Below are 19069 nucleotides of genomic sequence, written 5' to 3'. Positions count from 1 at the left end.
AGCTGTTTGAGAATGGGCTGGTCGGGCTTTGTCAAAGAACTCCATCCGCGGATGGTTTTCGGGCAACGATACCTCGGCGGCGCCAGCACGTCAGGCCAGTAACACCAGCCATCAGCAGTGCGGCGGTAGATGGTTCTGGTACGGCGGTGGCATCCAGCACCCAAGTACCCGGCACGTCATTTGGCGCCGGCCTCACCGTACCCGTACTTGAAACAGACGAGAAGTAGCTGCTCAGCCAGGGCGAGCCCTTGTAGGTCGTGTCGTAGGTGCTTGCGGTGATTGCCCCCTGCCACTCCTGCAGCGCTTGGGTATAGCCCATATTTGGCAGCACTTCGGTGAGTAACAAGCGCCCTCCTAACGACAAAGTTCTCGTCATCGAGAAGACCCCTTGCATGTCAATGGTAGCGGGCGCGAGCGATGTGCCGGAGAAGGTTCCGAACGCGGTTACCACGGCGTGAGAGGTGACCAACGCATCGTCGTAAGACAAGACCTGCCCCGGGAACTGAACGGCCATCAACTCACCCGTAATCGAGAAGGTGCCGGTCGATGCGTCAAAGTTGAGAACGGGGTTGGTGAACATGGCGAAGGCGTTGTTGTCAGGCACCGGTACTACTGCTGCCATCGCGCAGGGTGGCGCCGATGCGAGCGCGACCAGCAGCACTCCGGTAATGCGAAAGCAAGGGCTTCTCGTTTTCATAACATCTCCTTGGGTTGCTATTTGGTCCGCCGATGGTAGGGCAGATCACCACTGGAGTGAACCCCTAAGGCTGGATCTGGTGACGAAGACTGAGAGCGCTGCTCACATGGATGTTGAGAGTTGCCAGATCGCTGTCTTTGGCCGGCAGCGGCGGTTCGTGGACAGTGCCGACGGCTGGCTTTGGTTGGCGAGAGCTCTTGCAGCGAAGGTCATGTTCCTGGCACTGCCGCGTGCTCACGCGCCGACGCGCTACATAGCGGCCTGAAGGTCGGGTAGAGGCTGTCTGCGGTCGGTGGGTTTGGACTGGTGAATGTCGGCAGCAGCCTAAACCTGCCGTCCAGCAGTCGCCGAGGCGAGCGACCGGTCCACTCCGGAACTTGACGCCTACCAGCGCCGTCGTGCGATTGACCGTCAAGTCGAAAAGGCGCACGGGTTTACCATCAAGGGGCGCAGTCGGCCGACTGACTGCATCCAACAGCAGCGCAATCAACCTACCGACCCTGAGCAGTCGTAGGCTCACCGAACGGGCCCGCCAGATTGCTGACGGTCGCGCTGGTGCGCGAGTCGATGCTGCCTGAGATCCAGCACGGCGCTTGAAGATGTAGTGCGGATGCACTACAATGAAATCATGAAAACCGCCGTCATCCCCCAAGTTCGTGTTGAACCTGAGTTGCGCGCTGATCTTGATTCGGTGCTTCTGCCTGGCGAGACGCTGACTGACTTTGTCGAGGCATCGGTGCGTCGCGCCGTCGAATTTCGTCGCGTACAAACGGACTTCGCCGCGCGGTGCGAAGCATCATTGGCAGCGTATGAGCACTCCGGTGTTTCCATCCCGTCGGACGTTGTCTTGTCCAAGCTTGAGGCGAAGGTCGCAGCACGGGTGAAGCAACTTCGCAAATGACGTTCAGAGTCGAGTTCACGCCTGAGGCCGAGGCCGATCTGGATCGCCTTTTCGACTTCCTGCTGGATCGCGCCGAGACTGTCGAAGAAGCCATGCGTGCCTACGAAGCTGTCGAGGCCATTCGCACCGCTGCCAACAGTCATCTCGCGACCACGCCCTATAGCTATCGCAAGGTTGGTCAACGCCCAACATTGCGTGAACTCATCATCCCGTTTGGCTCCACCGGGTACGTCCTTCGCTTCGATATACGCACCCCCGAATTGGTCCTCGTTATCGGCGCGCGCCACCAGCGCGAGGAGGATTTCCACTGACAGCGGCTCGCTTGGTAGCCGCCGTTCATTGACGTCAGTAACTGGCCGACAGCTCCAATTCGTGAACACCACCAACAGGTGACATTGGTTGGCAGGCGGGCAGGACCTCGGGCAGGAAAGGTCAGCTTCCCGGCACTGCCGTGTGTTCACGCTCCCGGCCATAACCTGCCGCTCGCCACGGTCAGCTTTGCGGCACGGAGCACAGTAGCTTAGACCAGGTAATTTACTCCTGGAAAATTCGGTGGCCACGGGACTGGCTTTACCCCATGCGCCCAATGGAGGTAAAAACAGAATCGCCTTGACATCGCTACGAGGGTTTGAACAGTCCACAGTCACTTATGCTGGACTGCGGCCTGAAGCGTCAATGACAGTGGAGCGCTCCAAGACGACGACATCTGTTGACTTGCCTCAAGCTTCAACGACTCTTTAACACTATGCTTCCAACGAACGCGCCCAGGCGCTCTACCACTGCAGGGGACTCCGTCATGACCATTTCGCCCGGCCTGTCACATCGCGTCGCACTAACCGCCATTGTCCTTGCCGGTGCTGCCGGAGCCTGCCCAGGCCAGGCGGCCGCCGCGACTTTTTTCAGCTCATTCGCCAACGTGACCGCCACGGTTAGCCTTGGACAAGGCGCGTCATGGTCCGGCCTCGGCTTCGCTGCAGGTTCGAACTTTCTTGATGCCTCGGCCCAGGTGGCGACACCGGGGGAAGCGGCCTACCAGATCTCGCACGTCAACCAATCGGTCAATCGCGGCGATTACGCACCGCCGATACCCTACGATGAGGTCAACCTGAACGGCGGAATCGCCCTGCGGATCTTCAAAGACGAAAATGGCTCTCTGGACTATCCCTACGCAGCCGCCAGTTCGTCGATGGGGACAGCAAGTGCGATCGCGACGCCGTCCGGGTCAGGGTTTTCATTCACGATGAATTCCAACATCACTGGCGAGGCGTTTGAACCCAAAGGCTACGCGACGGCCAGCGTGGACTGGCTGGCGAACACGTTCTTCAAAAATCTGACAGCAGATCCGCTAACCGTGGTCTGGACCGTGGCCTACAACTTGACAGCCAAGGCGCATGCCGATCATCCGCCCAGCGACAGTGCCGTAGTGGAGACCAAGCTTTTTGCTGGAATCGGAGCGGGTCTTCCTTGCTGCGATCCTAAGGATGCCTTCGCCTTCAATGTCGCAGGAGATCCCCCCCTTGATCCGCCGGTGTCCATGGTCCCGGTGCGGCCGAATCCGGACCCCAGGATCGGGGAAAAGAGGTACGAGATCACTCTTGCCCCGGGTGCGACTGACCAATTTTCGATCCACCTCACACAGTCCGGTTTCGCCGAGGTTGCCCATGTGCCGGAGCCGGCCATCGTGTGGCTTGTCGCCGCCGGGCTTGGTGCGCTGGCCATCGCCGCACGGCGGCGGGTGGCCTGAAGTCAGGTACGGGTTGCCCCAATATCCGGCCAAGCGTGGTGCGCAGCCAGCGAAAAACCAGGAAAAAACCCCCGGAAACTTGTTCTCCGAGCCGCGACCGGGCTTGCCGCCCACGCGCTCGCCACCGAGGTAAGCGTCGTTGACCTGAATGGCACCATGAGGTCTCACGCGCTGCCATTGCCCGGTTGATCTCTAATGCAGCAGCCAGGCGGTGGCGTACTTCACACCGACCAGGCGCTTGGCTTGGCTGCGGTTCGCCGCTAACCCGATGATTGACCGCTTCGCGGCAGCAAATCAGCACTGGTCAGTACCCGCGCTGGGTCGGCAGCGCAAGTTGACGCCCGAGGCCAGCAGACGTTCAGGTCGTGGGAACATACCGGCAGGCTGGCAAAGTCAGCATGACTTTGAAACCGGCCATTGGATCTGTGATGTCACTGGCGAATGGATGACCGCTATGTGGCCCAGACCGTGTATTCAGGGTGGCTGCATCCCCGTCAGCAGCCGCTGCACACCTGCCGGTCGCCAATGCGTTTCGGCTCCAGGCCGATAGGAGCCATTCGAACCGGAGAGGCCGCCGGATCGCTGCAAACCCCAAGAATCGGCATACAAGGGTGTCCGCAGCCCTTGTCGGCGACCACCCCGACCCGGCCCCTTGACGACGCTTCACCGTGCCTCCAGGCAAAATCCAGATGATCGGGGCAAGCTTGGCGTCAGGTCTGCCGGGAAGACCACCTTGAAGAATGGAACAACATCAATGGCACTGACAAAGAAGGGCGAGTTCTGGTACGGGACGACGTCCGGCGACACCCAAGCCGAGCTGCGCAGCTACAGCGTTGCGAATCGCCATGAGGCCGTCCGGTTTGCCTCGTCCAAATGCGATTGCGGGTGCCGGACTTTTGCGCTGCAAACCGATGAAGAAGCCGGCGTGGCAATCCGCACCTGCACCGACTGCGGGCAGGAACACCTGATGGGCGACAGCGCGGACTACGTTGAAGAGGCCGACCCCGAGGCGCACGAGTGCGTGTGCGAGAACGAGGTGTTCGAGCTGATGTCCGGCGTCTCCGTGTACGAGGGCACACATGACGTGCGCTGGTACTACATCGCTTGCCACTGCGTGGAATGCAATCTGGTTGGGGTCTTCGCAGACTGGAAGTGTGAAGCGGGTGATGCGGCGGCCTTCCTCGCCAAGGTATGAGCGCGCGCCCTCCTGCAGAGATCATGCTCGCAGGCTCGAACGGCCGAGGAGTGTCATGAGGTGGTCGGTGGACTTGGTGTATCAATGACGGCAATCGCTGACAGAGCTGCCGCTGAAGCGGCGAGGTCGGCTTCAGGCTGACAGCAGCCATGGGGGGATGCAGCGACATTCGCTGCCGTGAACTCGTTGCCCCGAAGCGGCCGATGGCATATGCGCCAGGGCCCCCGAAGGTGGCAGCTGTTCCGCCGAAGTCCGACTAGCCTTGCCGTCGTCATGCCAGCGCAGGCTGGTATCCCGGGCGAACCTCAGCGAGCGTTGGGCACGACTGGCTTCCAGCCTTCGCTGGAATGACGGTCAGGTCAGACAAACATCCCGCCCGACGCCTCGATCCGCTGTGCATTGATCCAGCCGCTGCCCGGCGCCAGCAGCGCCGCAATGGCGCCGCCGATATCGTCGGGCAGGCCGACCCGGCCGAGCGCAGTTTGTGCGGCGACAAAGCCGTTCAGCTGCGCGTTGTCTCGTACCGCGCCGCCGCCGAAGTCGGTCTCGATGGCGCCGGGGGCCAGGGTGTTAACCGTGATGCCTCGTGCGCCCAGCTCCTTGGCCATGTAGCGGCTCAGCACCTCCACCGCCCCCTTCATCGCGGCGTAGGCGCCGTAGCCGGGCAGGGCGAAGCGGGTCAGGCCGCTGGAGATGTTGACGATGCGGCCGCCGTCGTTCATCAAGGGCGCCAACTTCTGGGTCAGGAAGAACACGCCCTTGAGGTGCATGTTCACCAGGTCGTCGAACTGCGCTTCGGTGGTCTCCATGATGCTGGCGTGGCGACCTTCGCCGGCATTGTTGACCAGATGGTCGAAACGCTCGCGCTGGAAGGTTTCGGCCAAGGCCTGCTGCACGCTGGTGGCGAACGCCGGGAAGCTGGCGCTGATGCTGGTGTCCAGCTGCAGGGCCACCGCGCGGCGGCCCAGTGCCTGAACGGCGGCGACGGTGGCTTGCGCCTCGGCTTTGGCGCTGCGGTAGGTCAGGATGATGTCGCTGCCCTGGGCGGCCAGGTGCAGGGCGGTGTTCTTGCCAAGGCCGCGGCTGCCGCCGGTGATGAGGGCGATGGGGGGGCTGCTTGCGGTCATGAGGAAGTGCTCCTAGGTTGGTGTGATCGAAGTCTATTGATTGACTTGACAAACATAAATCCGCTAAATTGGATTTAACTGTTATTGAAAATTCGACCAATGGACCCGCTTGAGCGCTTGCAAATCTTCCACCGCGTGGCCGAACTGGCCAGCTTCAGCCAAGCTGCCTTGAGTCTGAACCTGCCCAAGGCCAGCGCCTCGACCGCCGTACAGCAGCTTGAAACCCAGCTCGGCACCCGCCTGCTGCACCGCACGACGCGGCGGGTGCAGCTGACGCAGGACGGCCAGGCGTTCTACGAGCGCAGCAAGGACGTGCTGGCCGACATGGACGAGCTGCAGGCGATGTTCCAGCAGCAAGCGGCCACCGGCCTGAGTGGCCGCGTCCGCATCGACATGAGTACCGGGCTGGCGCGCGATATCGTCATTCCCCGCCTGCCCGAATTGCTGGCCGCGCACCCACTGCTGGAGGTGGAGTTGAGCAGCACCGAGCGACGGGTCGATCTGGTGCGCGAAGGATTTGATTGCGTGCTTCGGACCGGCAGCGTGGTGGACACCAGCCTCATCGCCCGGCCGCTGGGCGCGCTGCGCCAGTTGAACTGCGCCAGCCCGGCCTACATCCAGGCCTTCGGCATGCCGCAGACCTTGGCTGACCTGGCCGACCACCGACTGATCCACTTCGTCGGTACGCTGGGCGGCAAGTCGGCCGGGTTCGAATACACGGACGACGCTGGCATGGCACGCAGCATCGCGATGGCCGGTGCCGTGACGGTCAATAACGCGGAGGCCTATGCGGCCGCCTGCCTGGCGGGCCTGGGCATCATTCAGGTGCCGCAGATCGGCGAATCGGCACATTTGCGCAGCGGGGCACTGGTGCAGGTGCTGCCGCAATTCCTGGCGCCGCCGATGCCGCTGAACCTGCTCTACGCCAACCGCCGCAACCTGTCTCAGCGGGTGCGGGTGGTGATGGATTGGCTGGCGGGAGTGATTGCGGATGCGCAGGTGGGCAGCTAGCGTTTTGCCAAGCTCTGAGCTCGGGCTTCAGCGTGGCCTGGCCGGTGGCGATGTTGATGGTGATGGGAAAGAAGCCCTACAGCAGCCGTTCGACAGTACCCGCAATTTGGCCGAAAGCTGGCATTCGATGTCGGTCTGCGGAATTACCGCACCCGCTGCAAAGCCGCCACTCTGCACACGGGTTTTGATACAAAGCAATCCAATCTGCAGACCGTTCCACTGTTCTCTTTGGCACAGCATCCAACACGCCACCACCGATCAATCATCCAAGCCGGCCGCCTCGCCTTGGTCGGCACCTGCAAGCGCTCAACGCGCGCCGTGGCGGCGGCTGAGCCGCACGGCCAATGAGGCGCCAGCGGCCACCGTGGCCAGCGCCACCACGCCCATCCAGCCCCAGCGAGCCAGCGCCAGGCTGCCCAGCGCCGCGCCAGCCGACATGCCGATGAACATCCCGGTGAACAGCAGCGCATTCAGGCGGCTGCGGGCGGCAGGGGCCAGGCTGTAGACCACGGTCTGGTGGGCCACCAGCGTGGCCTGGATGCCGAAGTCGAAGCCCACCGTGGCGGCAAGGATGAGACCGATCTGGGCCTCGCGCGTCAAGAACATGCCCAGCCCCATCACGGCAAAGGACACCATGGCCAGGCCGGCACCCAGGCGGGTCACCAGTTCAGGGCCGCGCTGGTCGGCCAGTCGGCCAGCCAGCGGTGCGGCCAGCGCACCGGCCGCACCCGCCAGGCCGAAGTAGCCTGCCGCTTCGCTGCCCAGGTGGTATTGGTGGTGCAGCATCACCGCCATCGTGGACCAGAAGGCACTGAAGCCCATGGACAACAGGCCTTGGGCCAGGGCCGCGCGGCGCAGCTCGGCGTGCTGGCGCCACAGTTTCGCCAGCGAACCCATCAGCTGGGCGTAGCTCATGTGGCTTGTCACCGGCAGGCGTGGCAGACCGCGCCAGGCGGCCAGGCCAAAGACCACCAGGCTGGCAGCGGCCAGCTCGTACACCATGCGCCAGCCCCAGCGCTCTGCGATGAAGCCGCTGGCCACGCGTGACAGCAGGATGCCCAGCAGGAGCCCGGTCATGACGGTCCCGACGGTCTTGCCTCGGCTGGACTCGGGCGCCAGCGTCGCGGCGGCGGGCACGATGTCCTGAGCGAGCGTCGCGGTCAGCCCCACGACCAGGCTGGCCGCCAGCAGCGAAGGCAGCCCGGGCGCCAGGCCGGTGGCCAACAGCGCCGCTGCGAGCAGCGCGGTCTTGACCAGGATGAGCTGTCGGCGATCGAAGCGGTCGCCCAGCGGGGCCAGCAGCAAGATGCCCAGGGCATACCCCAGCTGCGTCAGCGTGGGCACAAAGCCGGTGTCGCGGGCATTGGCGCCCAGCGCGCCTGCCAGCACCGCCAGCATGGGCTGGCTGTAGTAGATGGAGGCCACCGCCAGGCCGGCACCACTGGCGAGCAGCAGCACCAGCGGGCGGGGCAGATCGGCAGCGTGCGCAGGGGCGACGGTGCCGCGCTTCAAAGACATCGGGCTCATGACAGGACTCCAGCGAATGGCATGGCTTGATTCTTGTCGCGCATGACAAATTGTTGTAGACGGCTGATGTGAACATCGGATATACATGCCATGCATGAAGTCGCCGAACTCAAGCGCGCTGGACCGCCTGGAATTGATGCAGACCTTTGTCCGCATCGTCGAGGCCGGTAGCCTTTCGGCCGCCGCCACACAGATGGGCAGCACCCAACCCACGATCAGCCGGCGCCTGCAATGGCTGGAGAAGCTGCTGGGCCTGCGGCTGCTGCAGCGCTCCACCCACACCATGCGGCTGACCGAAGACGGCGAGCGCTGCTACGCCCACGCCAAGTCCTTGCTGGAGAACTGGGCTGCGGTTGAGGCCGATCTGCGCGGCGCCAAGGATCAGCCCCGCGGTCAACTGCGCGTGATCGCGCCGCACGCCTTCGGGCAGGAGGCTCTGATCAAGCCGTTGGCGGCCTTCCTGGCTGACTGTCCCGAGGTCAGCGTGGACTGGCTCCTGCATGACCGCGCAGCGAATCTCATCGCCGAAGGCATCGACTGCGCCATCCACGTTGGCGGCGTGCAAGACCCCTCTCTGGTGGCCGTGCAATTGGCGGAGGTGCCACGCATCCTGGTGGCCGCGCCCGGCCTGCTGGACCTGGATGCGCCACCGCGCAAGCCGGCCGACCTGCAGGCACTGCCCTGGCTGTCGCTCCCCCATCTGCACCAGGACGAGCTCGATCTTGTTCAGCTCGGCACTGGCAAACGCGAGCGAGTGCGCTTGAGCCCTCGGCTCCGCACCGACAGCCTCTACGCCGCGCGCAGTGCCGTGCGTGAGGGGGTGGGCGCCGCGCTGGTCTCGGCATGGCTGGTGGCCGACGATCTGGCCACGGGCCGCCTGTGCCAGCTCATCCCCGACTGGGAGGCCTCGCCGCTACCGGTGCACCTGGTCTATCCGTACGCCCGCATCTACCCTGCACGGTTGCGGGCCTTTGCCGATGTCATGCGGCAGGCCATGCCGGGCATCGCAGGTATGCGGCCGCCAAGGGGGCGGTGAGCGCGAACGTGCCGGCTCAGGCGGCTTGCTTCAGCCGCTCGATGCGCTGTTCCATGGGCGGGTGGGTCGAGAACAGCGCCATCAACCCGCTGGGACGGGCGCTGATGCCCATGGACTGCATGGCCTTGGGCATCTCGCCCGGGTCCAGGCCGCCCAGGCGGGCGAGCGCGTTCATCATCGGCTGCTTGCGGCCCATGAGCCGTGCCGCGCCTGCGTCGGCGCGGAACTCTCGCTGCCGCGAGAACCAGGCCACGATCAGCGCGGCCACCACACCCAGCAAGACATCCATCACGATGGTGGTGACGTAGTAGCCCATGCCCGGCCCGTCGTTCTGGTTGCGCAGAACCACCTTGTCCACGAAGTAGCCGATCACGCGCGACAAGAAGACCACGAAGGTGTTCATCACGCCCTGGATCAAGGCCATGGTGACCATGTCGCCATTGGCCACGTGAGCCACCTCATGGCCGATGACGGCTTCAACCTCTTCTCGCGTCAGGGACGTCAGCAGCCCGGTTGACACGGCCACCAGGGCCGAGTTCTTGAATGCACCGGTGGCGAAGGCGTTGGGCGCCCCTTCGTAGATGCCGACCTCGGGCATCTTCACGCCCGCCTGGTTCGCAAAGCGTTCGACGGTGCTCACCAGCCAAGCATGTGTCGGGTCGGGCGAACCGTTGATCAATTGCAGCTTGGTGGTCCACTTGGCCATGGGCTTGCTGATCAACAGCGAGATGAAGGCACCGCCGAAACCCATCACCAACGCAAAGCCCAGCAGGCTGGTCAGGCTGAGCCCGTTGGCCGTCAGGAACTGGTTGAGGCCGAGCAGGTTCACCGCCAGCCCGAGAACGAGCATCACACCCAGGTTGGTCAGCAAGAACAATGCAATGCGTTTCATCAGCGGTTTCCTATTCTTCAGTTGGGCGATCGAAACATCTCGCGGTGCAAACCCCAGTGCGCCACCGCGGCGGTCAATACGATCGATTCGCCATCGTCCACTTGCCCGTCGGCTTCGGCAACCTCAATGCACACGCGCAGCAACCTTCGCCGCAGGGATGGATCCTCGATCTCGCCCATGAACCCGGCGAGCGTGGCGTCATCCACCGGACACTTGTCGGCCCATCGCAATTGTTCGCTCGACAGGAGGTCTTCGCAGAGGCTGTCAAGGACGGCATGGAAGTGCTGGCGGTCAAGCCCCAGTTGTTCGTGAACGGCCAAGCGGTCCAGCAGGTCGAGCTCGTCCTGGCCGATCTCGCGGTCTGCCAGGACGGTCAAGGCGACGATTCGGGCTGCGGCCTGTGGGCTGTCGCAGGGATAGGTGCGCATGTGGTTTTCTCCAGGGATGAGGGGTTGAAAGTCAATCGAAGATGTCACTCAGCCACGACTTCCTGCGGCTGGTGTTCCGCGGTCTGTCCGCCCAGTCCGAGTCGACGAAGCCGGGCTCGCGCCCCTGGCTGACTCGGTCGGACCTGGCTGGCTCCGCCGTGGCAGAGCGCTCGATGAGCTTGTCGAGTTCGCCTCGATCGAGCCACACCCCCCGGCACGCGGGGCAATAGTCAATCTCGACACCTTGGCGATCGGTCATCACCAATGCGGTTTCGGGGCAAGTGGGGCACTTCATGGTTTTCTCCTTGAAACCGTCATTCATCCGGGCTGCTCTTCGCCATGGCTCAGGGCGATGGCGCGTTGGCGGGGCCGCCTGTTGTCAGTCCCGCGCCGCCATTGGCGCGTCAAAAACCGCACGGCGCGCGACAAAGCTTGGTCCAAAGCCGTGCGCCAGTCGCGGGCCGTGGAGGCGACCACGATGTTGCCGACCACATCGCTCTTGATCTCGATCTGGCAGCGCTTGTCGATGCCGCCGCGGGGGCCATTGACATCAGACAATTGCACTGTGGCTTTCGGTACCAGCCAGTCGATCCGGCGAAACACGAAGCGCATGCGGCGTTGAACCAAGTCCTGCATTTCGTGGGCTTGGGGATCGCGAGACTTGAAAAAAACCTGCATCAGAGCTCTCCATCGGTTGGGGGGCAGACGGAAGTTAGAGCTCAGCGCCACTTTGAAAAAGAAGTAAATCAGTGAGGCCAACATCGGAAAATCCGATGTGCTCGTCAAGTCCGCACTGCGGCCAGCATCTGCGTCACCAAGGGGTGATGCTGACCTCGGCGTGACCAAATGGCGTGGACCTCGTCCGACACGTCTTCGCAGCGGCCAAGCAGCCGCAACCCGCGCATCATCGCCATGCCCGAGGCGCCAAACCGGCTCACTGGAAATGCCCCAAGCCCACGCGCTGCAAACACCGCCAACATGGCGCTGTCTTCGAACTCGCCCACGATCCGTGGTCGGACGCCTTGGGCTTCGAACCAGCGATCAAGCCTGAACCGCAGCGCCGAGTGGCCGGTCGGCAAGAGCACGGGCAGCCCGTCCAGCGATTGAGGGAACCCTGCCACCGCGGCCGTGCGCACGATCGCCGTGGGGCCATACCACTCGATCGGAGACTGGACCACGCGCTCACTGCTCAGCCTCAGGTTCGGATTGTTGGGCGCGGCCTGCCCGGCCAGCACCACGTCCAGCTGGTGCAGTGCCAGTTCGGCCAGCAGTTGCTCGAACTCTCCCTCGTGGCACAGCAAGCGCAGCGAAGGCGTGGCCAGGATCGGCTCAAGCAAGGCGTGGGCGGCCAGCTTGGAGATCCCGTCCGAGAAGCCCACCGCGAGGCGTGCCAGCTTGCCGTTGGCCGCCTCACGCACTTCTTCTGGGATCGCCTGCGCGATCTGGAAGGCCTCTTCGGCCCGTGCGAAAGCTGCTTGCCCTGCCTCCGTGAGCGCCACGCCCCGGCCCGAGGGCTTGAGTAATTGGTGCCCCAGCGCCTTCTCCAATTCGCGCACCTGGGCGCTGATGGTCTGCACGGCCATGTCGAGCCGCTCGGCCGCCCGCGCGAAGCCGCCTTCTTTCGTGACGACCCAAAAGTAGTAAAGGTGGCGGAAATTCAACATGGGCGCGCACTTCGTAAAAACCGAACCAGGACTCACTCTAGCGCTGATTCCTTCGAATCGAAAGAGCACCGAACATCGGCCATCTTTCCACACCAGACTTCACATGGAAACTCTGATTCAACTTCTCGCGACCGACATCCTGGACAAGCCGGCGTGGGTCTGGCTGACCTTCTTCGGCGTCGTCGTCACACTGCTGGCCTTCGACTTGGGCGTGCTGCACAAGGACGACCACGCGATCGGCGTGCGCGAGAGCCTGATGCTGTCTGCGGGCTACATCAGCGTTGCGCTCACGTTCGGGGCCTGGGTCTGGTGGTACCTGGGCGCGCAGAGCGGCATGGCCTACTACACGGGCTTCATGATCGAGAAGTCGCTGTCGATGGACAACGTCTTCGTCATCGCGCTCATCTTCACGTTCTTCGGGATCCCGCGGCAGTACCAGCATCGGGTGCTTTTCTGGGGCATCCTGGGCGTGATTGTGTTGCGCGCCCTGATGATTGGGCTGGGCGCCACGCTGGTCAGTGAGTTCAGCTGGGTGCTGTACCTGTTCGGCGCCTTCCTGGTGTTCACGGGCATCAAGATGTGGCTGATGGTCGACCACGTGCCCGACATTGCCAACAACCCGCTGTTGAAGTTCCTCAAAAAGCACATGCGCGTGACCGAGCAGCTGCACGGCAACGCATTCTGGGTGCGGCAATTGGATCCGGCGACAGGCAAGCTGGTGCGCACCGCGACACCGCTGTTACTGGCCTTGGTCATGATCGAGTTTGTCGATCTGGTGTTCGCGGTCGACTCCGTGCCGGCCATCTTCGCGATCACGACCGACCCCTTCATTGTCTACACCAGCAACATCTTCGCCATCCTGGGCCTGCGGGCGCTGTACTTCGCACTGGCAGCGATGATTCACCGCTTCAAGTACCTCAAGTACGCGCTGGCGCTCGTGCTCGTGTTCATCGGCACGAAGATTTTCCTGGTGGGCTTCATCGGCAAGTTCCCACCCGCCATGTCGTTGGCGGTCACATTCGGACTGATCGCCGGGGGCGTGCTGTTGTCGATGTGGAAGACGCGCGGGCAGCCGGCTCCGATGGAGACGGCATGACACACAGGCATGTCACACGTGCGGCGCCCACCCTTTCGCCGCCTCCGTCAGGTGACGCAGGAATTCGGCGGCGAGGGGCGACAGGCGCCTGCCTTGGGGGAACAGGATTGACCAACTGGACCGGACCGGGAAGTGCTGCACGGGCAGCACCGCCAATCCATCGTCGGCCGGATCTGCCGCCAACGCATGGCGTGAAAGCACCGACAGCCCGATGCCGGCCGCGACCGACTGCTTGATCGCTTCGTTGCTGCCCAGCTCCAGTCGCACACGTGGCAAGAATTGCCAAGCCTTGAAGTGGGCATCGCAGGCCAGGCGGGTGCCAGACCCGGGCTCGCGCAGGATGAAGGGTTCACGCTGCAACCGCGCCAGGGAAACACGGCGTTGCGTGGCCAGATCGTGGGCCATGGGTGCCACCACCACGAGGGGGTTGGGCAGGAACTCCTGCTGCACCAGCGGCAGGTCGGATGGCGGCATCGACAGGATGTACAGATCATCACGGTGCTCCCGCATGCGGGCCACCACGCCGTCCCGGTTCAGGACTTGCAGAGAGATGTCGATGTGGGGGTGCGCGGCAAAAAAACTGCCCAGCATGCGGGGAACGAAGTATTTGGCTGTGCTCGCCACCGCGATCCGCAGCCGGCCTTGCTCAAGCCCTTTCATCCTCGCGATAGTCTGGCCGAACGCCTCCCACTCGTCGACCATCGTGCGCGCGGTTTGGGCGAGGGCCTCACCGGCCTCGGTCAGGCGCAGCTTCCGCCCCAGTTGCTCATACAGCGGCAACCCGACCGCCGCTGACAGGTCCCGCAGCTGCATCGACACCGTCGGTTGCGTCACATGGCAGAGCCGCGCGGCCCCCGTGATGCTGCCGCTCTCGGCGAGGGCAAGCAGGAGCTTCAATTGGCGAAAAGTGGCATGCATAGAAAAATCTCTATGGAATAGATCAGAAGAATCGATTTTCCTTTAAATCCGGCTGTCCCTAGGATGCGCACACCATGCAAAATTTCCTCGACCCCGCGATTCTTTTCTTCGTGTTCGGCATCACCGCCGGACTGCTTCGCTCGAACCTGGAGTTGCCGGCGGCCATCTCCCGTTTCCTGTCCCTGTACCTGCTGATGGCCCTTGGCCTGAAGGGGGGTTTCGCGCTGTCGAAATCGGGCTTCACCGAGGAGGTGGTGGCCAGCCTCGCCTGTGCGGTGGCCATGGCGGCTTTCGTGCCGTGGGTCGCTCACGCGTTGCTGCGGCGACTGGTGCCGCCCTTCGACGCGGTCGGCATTTCGGCCACTTACGGCTCCGTCAGCGCGGTCACCTTCATCACAGCGGTGCAGTTCCTGGAATCGCAGGGCACCCCGGCGGGCGGGCACATGGCCGCGGCCATGGCGCTGATGGAGTCGCCCGCCATCATCCTGGCGGTGGTCATGGCCAACCTGCTCAGGCGTCAAGCCGCCAGCATGGTTGTGCAGCGCCCGGCCGTCACGGCCGTGCTGGGCAGCGGTGGCGGTGGCGGGGCCCCGATGCCCCTGGGCAAGGTGCTGCATGAGGCGTTCACCGACGGCGCTCAGTTGTTGCTGCTGGGTGCCATGGTGATCGGCATGGTGAGCGGGACACACGGCGAAGCGGTGATGAAGCCCTTCGTCGGCGATCTCTTCAAAGGACTGTTGGCCTTCTTCCTGCTCGACATGGGCCTGCTCACCGCTCGCCACCTCGCCGGCCTGAAGGCACTGTCGCCCTGGCTTCTGGTCTACGCCGTCGTGGCGCCGCTGGTGCACGCCACGGCAGCGCTCGGACTGGCTGCCATGGCGGGGCTGGATGTGGCGAATGCCACGCTCATCGCGGTGTTGTCAGCCAGTGCCTCGTACATCGCCGTGCCCGCCGTGCTGCGCCATGCGGTCCCGGAAGCCCAGCCCGCGCTGTACATGGGCATGTCCCTGGGGCTGACCTTCCCGTTCAACATCCTGGTCGGCATTCCGTTGTATGCCAGCATGGCCAAGGCGTGGCTGGGATAGAAAGCCCCCCTTTCAGCCCGGCCCCCAACTCCGAAAGCCTTGCCAGCCACGTGGCAGTGCCTTGCACGCCAGGCCGAGATGCTGGCGTTGCCCATCGTCACTCAAGACCTGGAACCCCTGCGTGCCCGGCACCGCGAACAGCGCCTCCGGGTGCAGGCCCTTGAAGTCCACCCCCTTCACCAACACAGGCCCCTGGGCCGAATCCCCCGACCACCGATACAGCGCGAACGAACCCTGGTCCGCCCGCGGCCCCGCCACGATCAGGTAGGCCGCGCCGACCCGGTCAATGCTCCGAATCCCCCGCCCACCCAGGTCCAGTTGAATCGCCTGACCCCAGCGAGCCCGCGCGCCATGGTCGATCACCTCGGCCGGATTCTCCAGCGGCACCAGCAGCGCGCGCTGCTTGGGCATCGGGCTTCTGAACCCGATGAGCAGGTGCCCTTCTGGCGTGGCGGCCAGGCCTTCGATGTTCAGCCCGCCCTCCGCCTCGGGCGCTTTTGCGGCCGCATCGGCCAGTTTGAAAGCGGCCAGCGACGGGGCCGCCATCAAATCCTCCAGCAAGCCTGAATACGCCTTGCCCACGGTGGTCAGTTTGGGCGGGCCTGGTGGCGCAGTGCTGCTCACCTCGGTCGCAAAAAACCGCAATCGCCGATCCTGCCGCTTGCCCTCGCTGTTGCGCCCATGCGAAGACACCCAGTAGGTGCGCGGGCCGATGGAAGCCGCGCCTTCAAGGTCCGACTCCTTGTCAGCCCTGGTGCCCAGAAACGCCGACACGTCCAGCGCGGCCACCGCGTCGGCTTGGCCGTGCCGGTAGACCACCAAAGTGTTGCGTTCATCGTCGGCCACCACGAAGTGGTTGGCATCCAGCGCCACGGCGGCCGATGCATCGCACAGGCCCCGGTAGCTGAAGGTGTCTCGAGCAAGGGCGCAGCTGGATGCGCCCATGACCACAGCCCAGAGCGCAGTCCGGATCAGTGTGAGTTTGAGGTTCATGGTTTCTCCTGGGCGGCGCGGATGCTCATTGCCACCCATATCGGCGGATGTAGAAGCGCTTCATCGCAGTGGTCAGCAAGCCGTAGCTGATCAAGATGCCCCCAAGCCAGGCAAAGTAGGCCAGCGGCAAGGGGCTGAGTTTGAAGTAGGTGGCCAAGGGCCCCATGGGCAGCCAGATGCCCACCGCCATGATGGTCAGGGTCATGGCCATCAACAGGGGGGCGGCCCGGCTCTCGATGAAGGGCAACTTGGACGTGCGGATCATGTGCACGATCAGGGTCTGGGTGAGCAGCCCCACCACAAACCAGCCCGACTGGAACAGGCTTTGCCCCGACGCGCTGTTGGCATGGAACACCCACCACATCAAGGCAAAGGTGACGATGTCGAACAAGGAGCTGATCGGCCCAAAGAAAATCATGAACCGTCCGATGCCTCCGGGGTTCCAGGTCAGCGGCCTCTTCACCAGCTCCGCATCGACGTGGTCGAAAGGGATGCCAATCTGCGAGATGTCGTACAGCAGGTTCTGCAGCAGCAGTTGCAAAGGCAGCATCGGCAGGAAGGGCAGGAACGCACTGGCCACCAACACCGAGAAGACATTGCCAAAATTGGAGCTGGCCGTCATGCGGATGTACTTGAGCATGTTGATGAAGGTCGTGCGGCCCTCAATCACCCCTTCCACCAGCACCAGCAAACTCTTTTCCAGCAGGATGATGTCCGCGGCCTCCTTGGCAATGTCCACGGCCGAATCCACCGAGATGCCGATGTCGGCGGCATGCAGTGCAGGGGCATCGTTGATGCCGTCGCCCATGAAGCCCACCACGTGGCCATGGGCCCGAAGGGCCTGCACGATGCGCTCCTTGTGCAAGGGGGTGAGCTTGGCGAACACCTGGTATTGCGAGGCGGCGATCGCCAATGCCGCATCGCTCATGGATTCGACCTCTGAGCCCAGCAACACCTGCTTGGTGGACAAGCCCACCTGGCCGCACACGTGCGCGGCCACGGCCCCGTTGTCGCCCGTCAGCACTTTCACGGTGACGCCGTGGTCGAGCAAGGCTTTGATGGCCGGTGCGGCCGAGTCCTTGGGTGGGTCCAGAAAGGCGATGTAGCCGATCAAGGTCAGTTGGTTTTCGTCGGCCACGGAGTAGATGGTCTGATCGGGTGGGGTCTCCTTCATCGCCACCGCGATGACCCGCAGGCCTTCCTGGTTGAGCGCCTGGGTCACCTGCTGAACCCGGGCCAACCTGGCCGCGTCCAAGGGCTCCTCGCGTGAGCCTGGTCCGTCGGCAAAACGGACGTGGGTGCACACCGCGATGACTTCCTCAAGCGCTCCCTTGCAGATCAGCTCATGGTGTTCATCACGTTCAGACACCACCACCGACATGCGTCGGCGCTCGAAGTCAAACGGGATCTCGTCCACTTTCCGATAGTCCTGTTCCAGCTTCAACTCGGCCTGCAATTCGACGTGGTCGAGGATGGCGTGGTCAAGCAGGTTCTTCAGCCCCGTCTGGTAGTGGCTGTTCAGGAAGGCAAAGGCCAACACCTCTTCCGAAGGATGGCCCAGGACATCCGTGTGGCGCTCGATCGCGATCTTGTCCTGGGTCAGCGTGCCGGTTTTGTCGGTGCACAGCACATCCATCGCCCCGAAGTTCTGAATGGCGTCCAGGCGTTTGACGATGACCTTTTTGCGCGACAGCAGCACCGCCCCTTTGGCCAAGGTGGTGGTCACGATCATGGGCAGCATCTCTGGGGTCAAACCCACGGCCACGGACAAGGCAAACAGGAAAGCCTCCAGCCAGTTGCCCTTGGTGAAGCCGTTGACCAGCAACACGATCGGGACCATGACCATGGCAAATCGGATCAGCAACCAACTCACGCTGTTGATGCCGGCCTGAAAGGCGTTCGGGGCCTCGTCCGTGGCGATCACATGCGATGCCAATGTGCCGAAATAGGTCTTGCTGCCCGTGGCGACCACCAGAGCCGTGGCCGAGCCTGAGACGACGCTGGTTCCCATGAAGACCAGGTTGTTTTGATCGAGTGCGCTGTCGCCGCTGGGTTGGTGTTCCGCGAATTTCTCCACGGGCAAGGGCTCACCCGTCATGGCGGCCTGGGCCATGAAGAGATCACAGGCGGCAAGAATGCGGCAGTCGGCGGGAACCATGTCACCGGCGGACAGCGTGATCACATCACCTCGCACCAGGCCACTGGTGGGAATGTCCACCGGCTGCGAAAGGCCCCGCAGGACGGTGGCCCGGTTGCTCACCATGGCTTTCAGGCTTTGGGAGGCTCGGTGGGAGCGACCTTCCTGCACGAATCGGATGAGCGTGCTCAGCAACACCATTGCACCAATGACCACGGTGGCTTTGGCATCGGCGCTCAGCCACGAGATCACCGCCAAAGCCGTCAGCAAGAGGTTGAAGGGATTTTGGTAGCAATGCCAGAGGTGAAGCCAGCCTGGCAGGGGCTTCTCGTGCGCGACCTCGTTGGGCCCATCGCGGCTCAGGCGGGCAGCGGCCTCTTGCGCACTCAAGCCACTGGCGCTGGACCCAAGCCGTGCCAGGGCGGCGGCGACGTCATCGGCAGCAATGAGCAGGAGCCCCGAGGCGATGGATTCAGGCGGGGGCTTGGCCGGCCCATGGCTGGCCAAGGTGGCCACCAGCGCATGGCGCCCCCACAGTCTGGGCGCGCGCCTCAAGAGGCGGGTGAACCAAATGGGCAGCAAGGTGTTCACGGAGGATCGCGCGGCCTCAAGCATGGG

At 63.6% G+C, this 19069-nt stretch carries 19 protein-coding genes; 8 read left to right on the top strand and 11 right to left on the bottom strand.

What is annotated here, in order from left to right; all coding sequences use genetic code 11:
- Nucleotides 1-31: 31 nt before the first annotated feature.
- Nucleotides 32-697, bottom strand: a complete 666-nt coding sequence (locus tag PSV38_RS12055) for a PEP-CTERM sorting domain-containing protein (protein WP_300547720.1) — start codon at nt 695-697, stop codon at nt 32-34.
- Between the two features lie 610 nt (nt 698-1307).
- Here PSV38_RS12055 and PSV38_RS12050 point away from each other — a divergent pair.
- The 4 genes from PSV38_RS12050 (at nt 1308) to PSV38_RS12035 (ending at nt 4537) form a co-directional block, all read left to right on the top strand.
- A complete protein-coding gene (locus PSV38_RS12050) occupies nt 1308-1598 on the top strand; it encodes a YlcI/YnfO family protein (RefSeq protein ID WP_300547718.1) in 291 nt (96 codons plus the stop codon).
- Nucleotides 1595-1909 carry a type II toxin-antitoxin system RelE/ParE family toxin gene (locus tag PSV38_RS12045; RefSeq protein WP_300547716.1) on the top strand — a complete coding sequence of 105 codons (315 nt, stop codon included), beginning with the start codon at nt 1595-1597 and terminating at the stop codon, nt 1907-1909. Before PSV38_RS12050 ends, PSV38_RS12045 begins: the two co-directional genes overlap by 4 nt.
- 485 nt (nt 1910-2394) lie before the next feature.
- Complete coding sequence (locus PSV38_RS12040) at nt 2395-3342, top strand: PEP-CTERM sorting domain-containing protein (RefSeq protein WP_300547937.1); 948 nt, start codon at nt 2395-2397, stop codon at nt 3340-3342.
- Between the two features lie 754 nt (nt 3343-4096).
- Nucleotides 4097-4537: a hypothetical protein gene (locus PSV38_RS12035; RefSeq protein ID WP_300547714.1), complete on the top strand. Its 441-nt coding sequence runs from the start codon at nt 4097-4099 to the stop codon at nt 4535-4537.
- 359 nt (nt 4538-4896) lie between these two features.
- Here PSV38_RS12035 and PSV38_RS12030 read toward each other — a convergent pair whose 3' ends face one another.
- Entirely contained in the window at nt 4897-5664 is a 768-nt protein-coding gene (locus PSV38_RS12030; protein WP_300547712.1) for an SDR family oxidoreductase, read from the bottom strand.
- 99 nt (nt 5665-5763) lie between these two features.
- Here PSV38_RS12030 and PSV38_RS12025 point away from each other — a divergent pair, with 99 nt between their 5' ends.
- A complete protein-coding gene (locus PSV38_RS12025; protein ID WP_300547711.1) occupies nt 5764-6675 on the top strand; it encodes a LysR family transcriptional regulator in 912 nt (303 codons plus the stop codon).
- 306 nt (nt 6676-6981) lie between these two features.
- On the opposite strand, the gene PSV38_RS12020 is transcribed toward PSV38_RS12025, so the two are convergent.
- Complete coding sequence (locus tag PSV38_RS12020) at nt 6982-8193, bottom strand: MFS transporter (RefSeq protein ID WP_300547932.1); 1212 nt, start codon at nt 8191-8193, stop codon at nt 6982-6984.
- Nucleotides 8194-8296: 103 nt separating this feature from the next.
- Between PSV38_RS12020 and PSV38_RS12015 the strand changes: the two genes are divergently transcribed.
- Nucleotides 8297-9238 (top strand): LysR family transcriptional regulator, encoded by a 942-nt coding sequence (locus PSV38_RS12015; protein ID WP_300547709.1) that lies wholly within the window; start codon nt 8297-8299, stop codon nt 9236-9238.
- A 16-nt stretch (nt 9239-9254) separates the two neighbouring features.
- Here PSV38_RS12015 and htpX read toward each other — a convergent pair whose 3' ends face one another.
- The 5 genes from htpX to PSV38_RS11990 form a co-directional block, all read right to left on the bottom strand.
- Nucleotides 9255-10130 carry a protease HtpX gene (htpX, locus tag PSV38_RS12010; protein ID WP_300547707.1) on the bottom strand — a complete coding sequence of 292 codons (876 nt, stop codon included), beginning with the start codon at nt 10128-10130 and terminating at the stop codon, nt 9255-9257.
- A 17-nt stretch (nt 10131-10147) separates the two neighbouring features.
- Nucleotides 10148-10558, bottom strand: a complete 411-nt coding sequence (locus PSV38_RS12005; RefSeq protein WP_300547706.1) for a TerB family tellurite resistance protein — start codon at nt 10556-10558, stop codon at nt 10148-10150.
- A gap of 31 nt (nt 10559-10589) precedes the next feature.
- The gene (locus PSV38_RS12000; RefSeq protein ID WP_300547930.1) at nt 10590-10853 is read right to left on the bottom strand and encodes a zf-TFIIB domain-containing protein; all 264 of its coding nucleotides are present in this window, start codon (nt 10851-10853) and stop codon (nt 10590-10592) included.
- A gap of 23 nt (nt 10854-10876) precedes the next feature.
- Nucleotides 10877-11236 (bottom strand): HPF/RaiA family ribosome-associated protein, encoded by a 360-nt coding sequence (locus tag PSV38_RS11995; RefSeq protein WP_300547704.1) that lies wholly within the window; start codon nt 11234-11236, stop codon nt 10877-10879.
- 104 nt (nt 11237-11340) lie between these two features.
- Nucleotides 11341-12222 carry a LysR family transcriptional regulator gene (locus PSV38_RS11990; RefSeq protein WP_300547702.1) on the bottom strand — a complete coding sequence of 294 codons (882 nt, stop codon included), beginning with the start codon at nt 12220-12222 and terminating at the stop codon, nt 11341-11343.
- 103 nt (nt 12223-12325) lie between these two features.
- Here PSV38_RS11990 and PSV38_RS11985 point away from each other — a divergent pair, with 103 nt between their 5' ends.
- Nucleotides 12326-13318 (top strand): TerC family protein, encoded by a 993-nt coding sequence (locus PSV38_RS11985; RefSeq protein ID WP_300547701.1) that lies wholly within the window; start codon nt 12326-12328, stop codon nt 13316-13318.
- A 12-nt stretch (nt 13319-13330) separates the two neighbouring features.
- Here PSV38_RS11985 and PSV38_RS11980 read toward each other — a convergent pair whose 3' ends face one another.
- On the bottom strand, nt 13331-14236 hold the full coding sequence (locus tag PSV38_RS11980) for a LysR family transcriptional regulator (protein WP_300547700.1): 906 nt from the start codon (nt 14234-14236) through the stop codon (nt 13331-13333).
- Between the two features lie 74 nt (nt 14237-14310).
- Between PSV38_RS11980 and PSV38_RS11975 the strand changes: the two genes are divergently transcribed.
- Complete coding sequence (locus tag PSV38_RS11975) at nt 14311-15321, top strand: sodium-dependent bicarbonate transport family permease (protein WP_300547697.1); 1011 nt, start codon at nt 14311-14313, stop codon at nt 15319-15321.
- 12 nt (nt 15322-15333) lie between these two features.
- Here the strand turns inward: PSV38_RS11975 and PSV38_RS11970 are convergent, their stop codons facing one another.
- Complete coding sequence (locus tag PSV38_RS11970) at nt 15334-16314, bottom strand: DUF3616 domain-containing protein (RefSeq protein ID WP_300547695.1); 981 nt, start codon at nt 16312-16314, stop codon at nt 15334-15336.
- 25 nt (nt 16315-16339) lie between these two features.
- Nucleotides 16340-19066: a magnesium-translocating P-type ATPase gene (gene mgtA / locus PSV38_RS11965; RefSeq protein WP_300547694.1), complete on the bottom strand. Its 2727-nt coding sequence runs from the start codon at nt 19064-19066 to the stop codon at nt 16340-16342.
- Nucleotides 19067-19069 lie beyond the last annotated feature (3 nt).

Source organism: Aquabacterium sp. (assembly GCF_029946005.1).
Taxonomy (GTDB): domain Bacteria; phylum Pseudomonadota; class Gammaproteobacteria; order Burkholderiales; family Burkholderiaceae_C; genus Aquabacterium.
The sequence above is the reverse complement of the archived record's forward strand: the minus strand, read 5'-3'. Positions and strand labels throughout refer to the sequence as shown.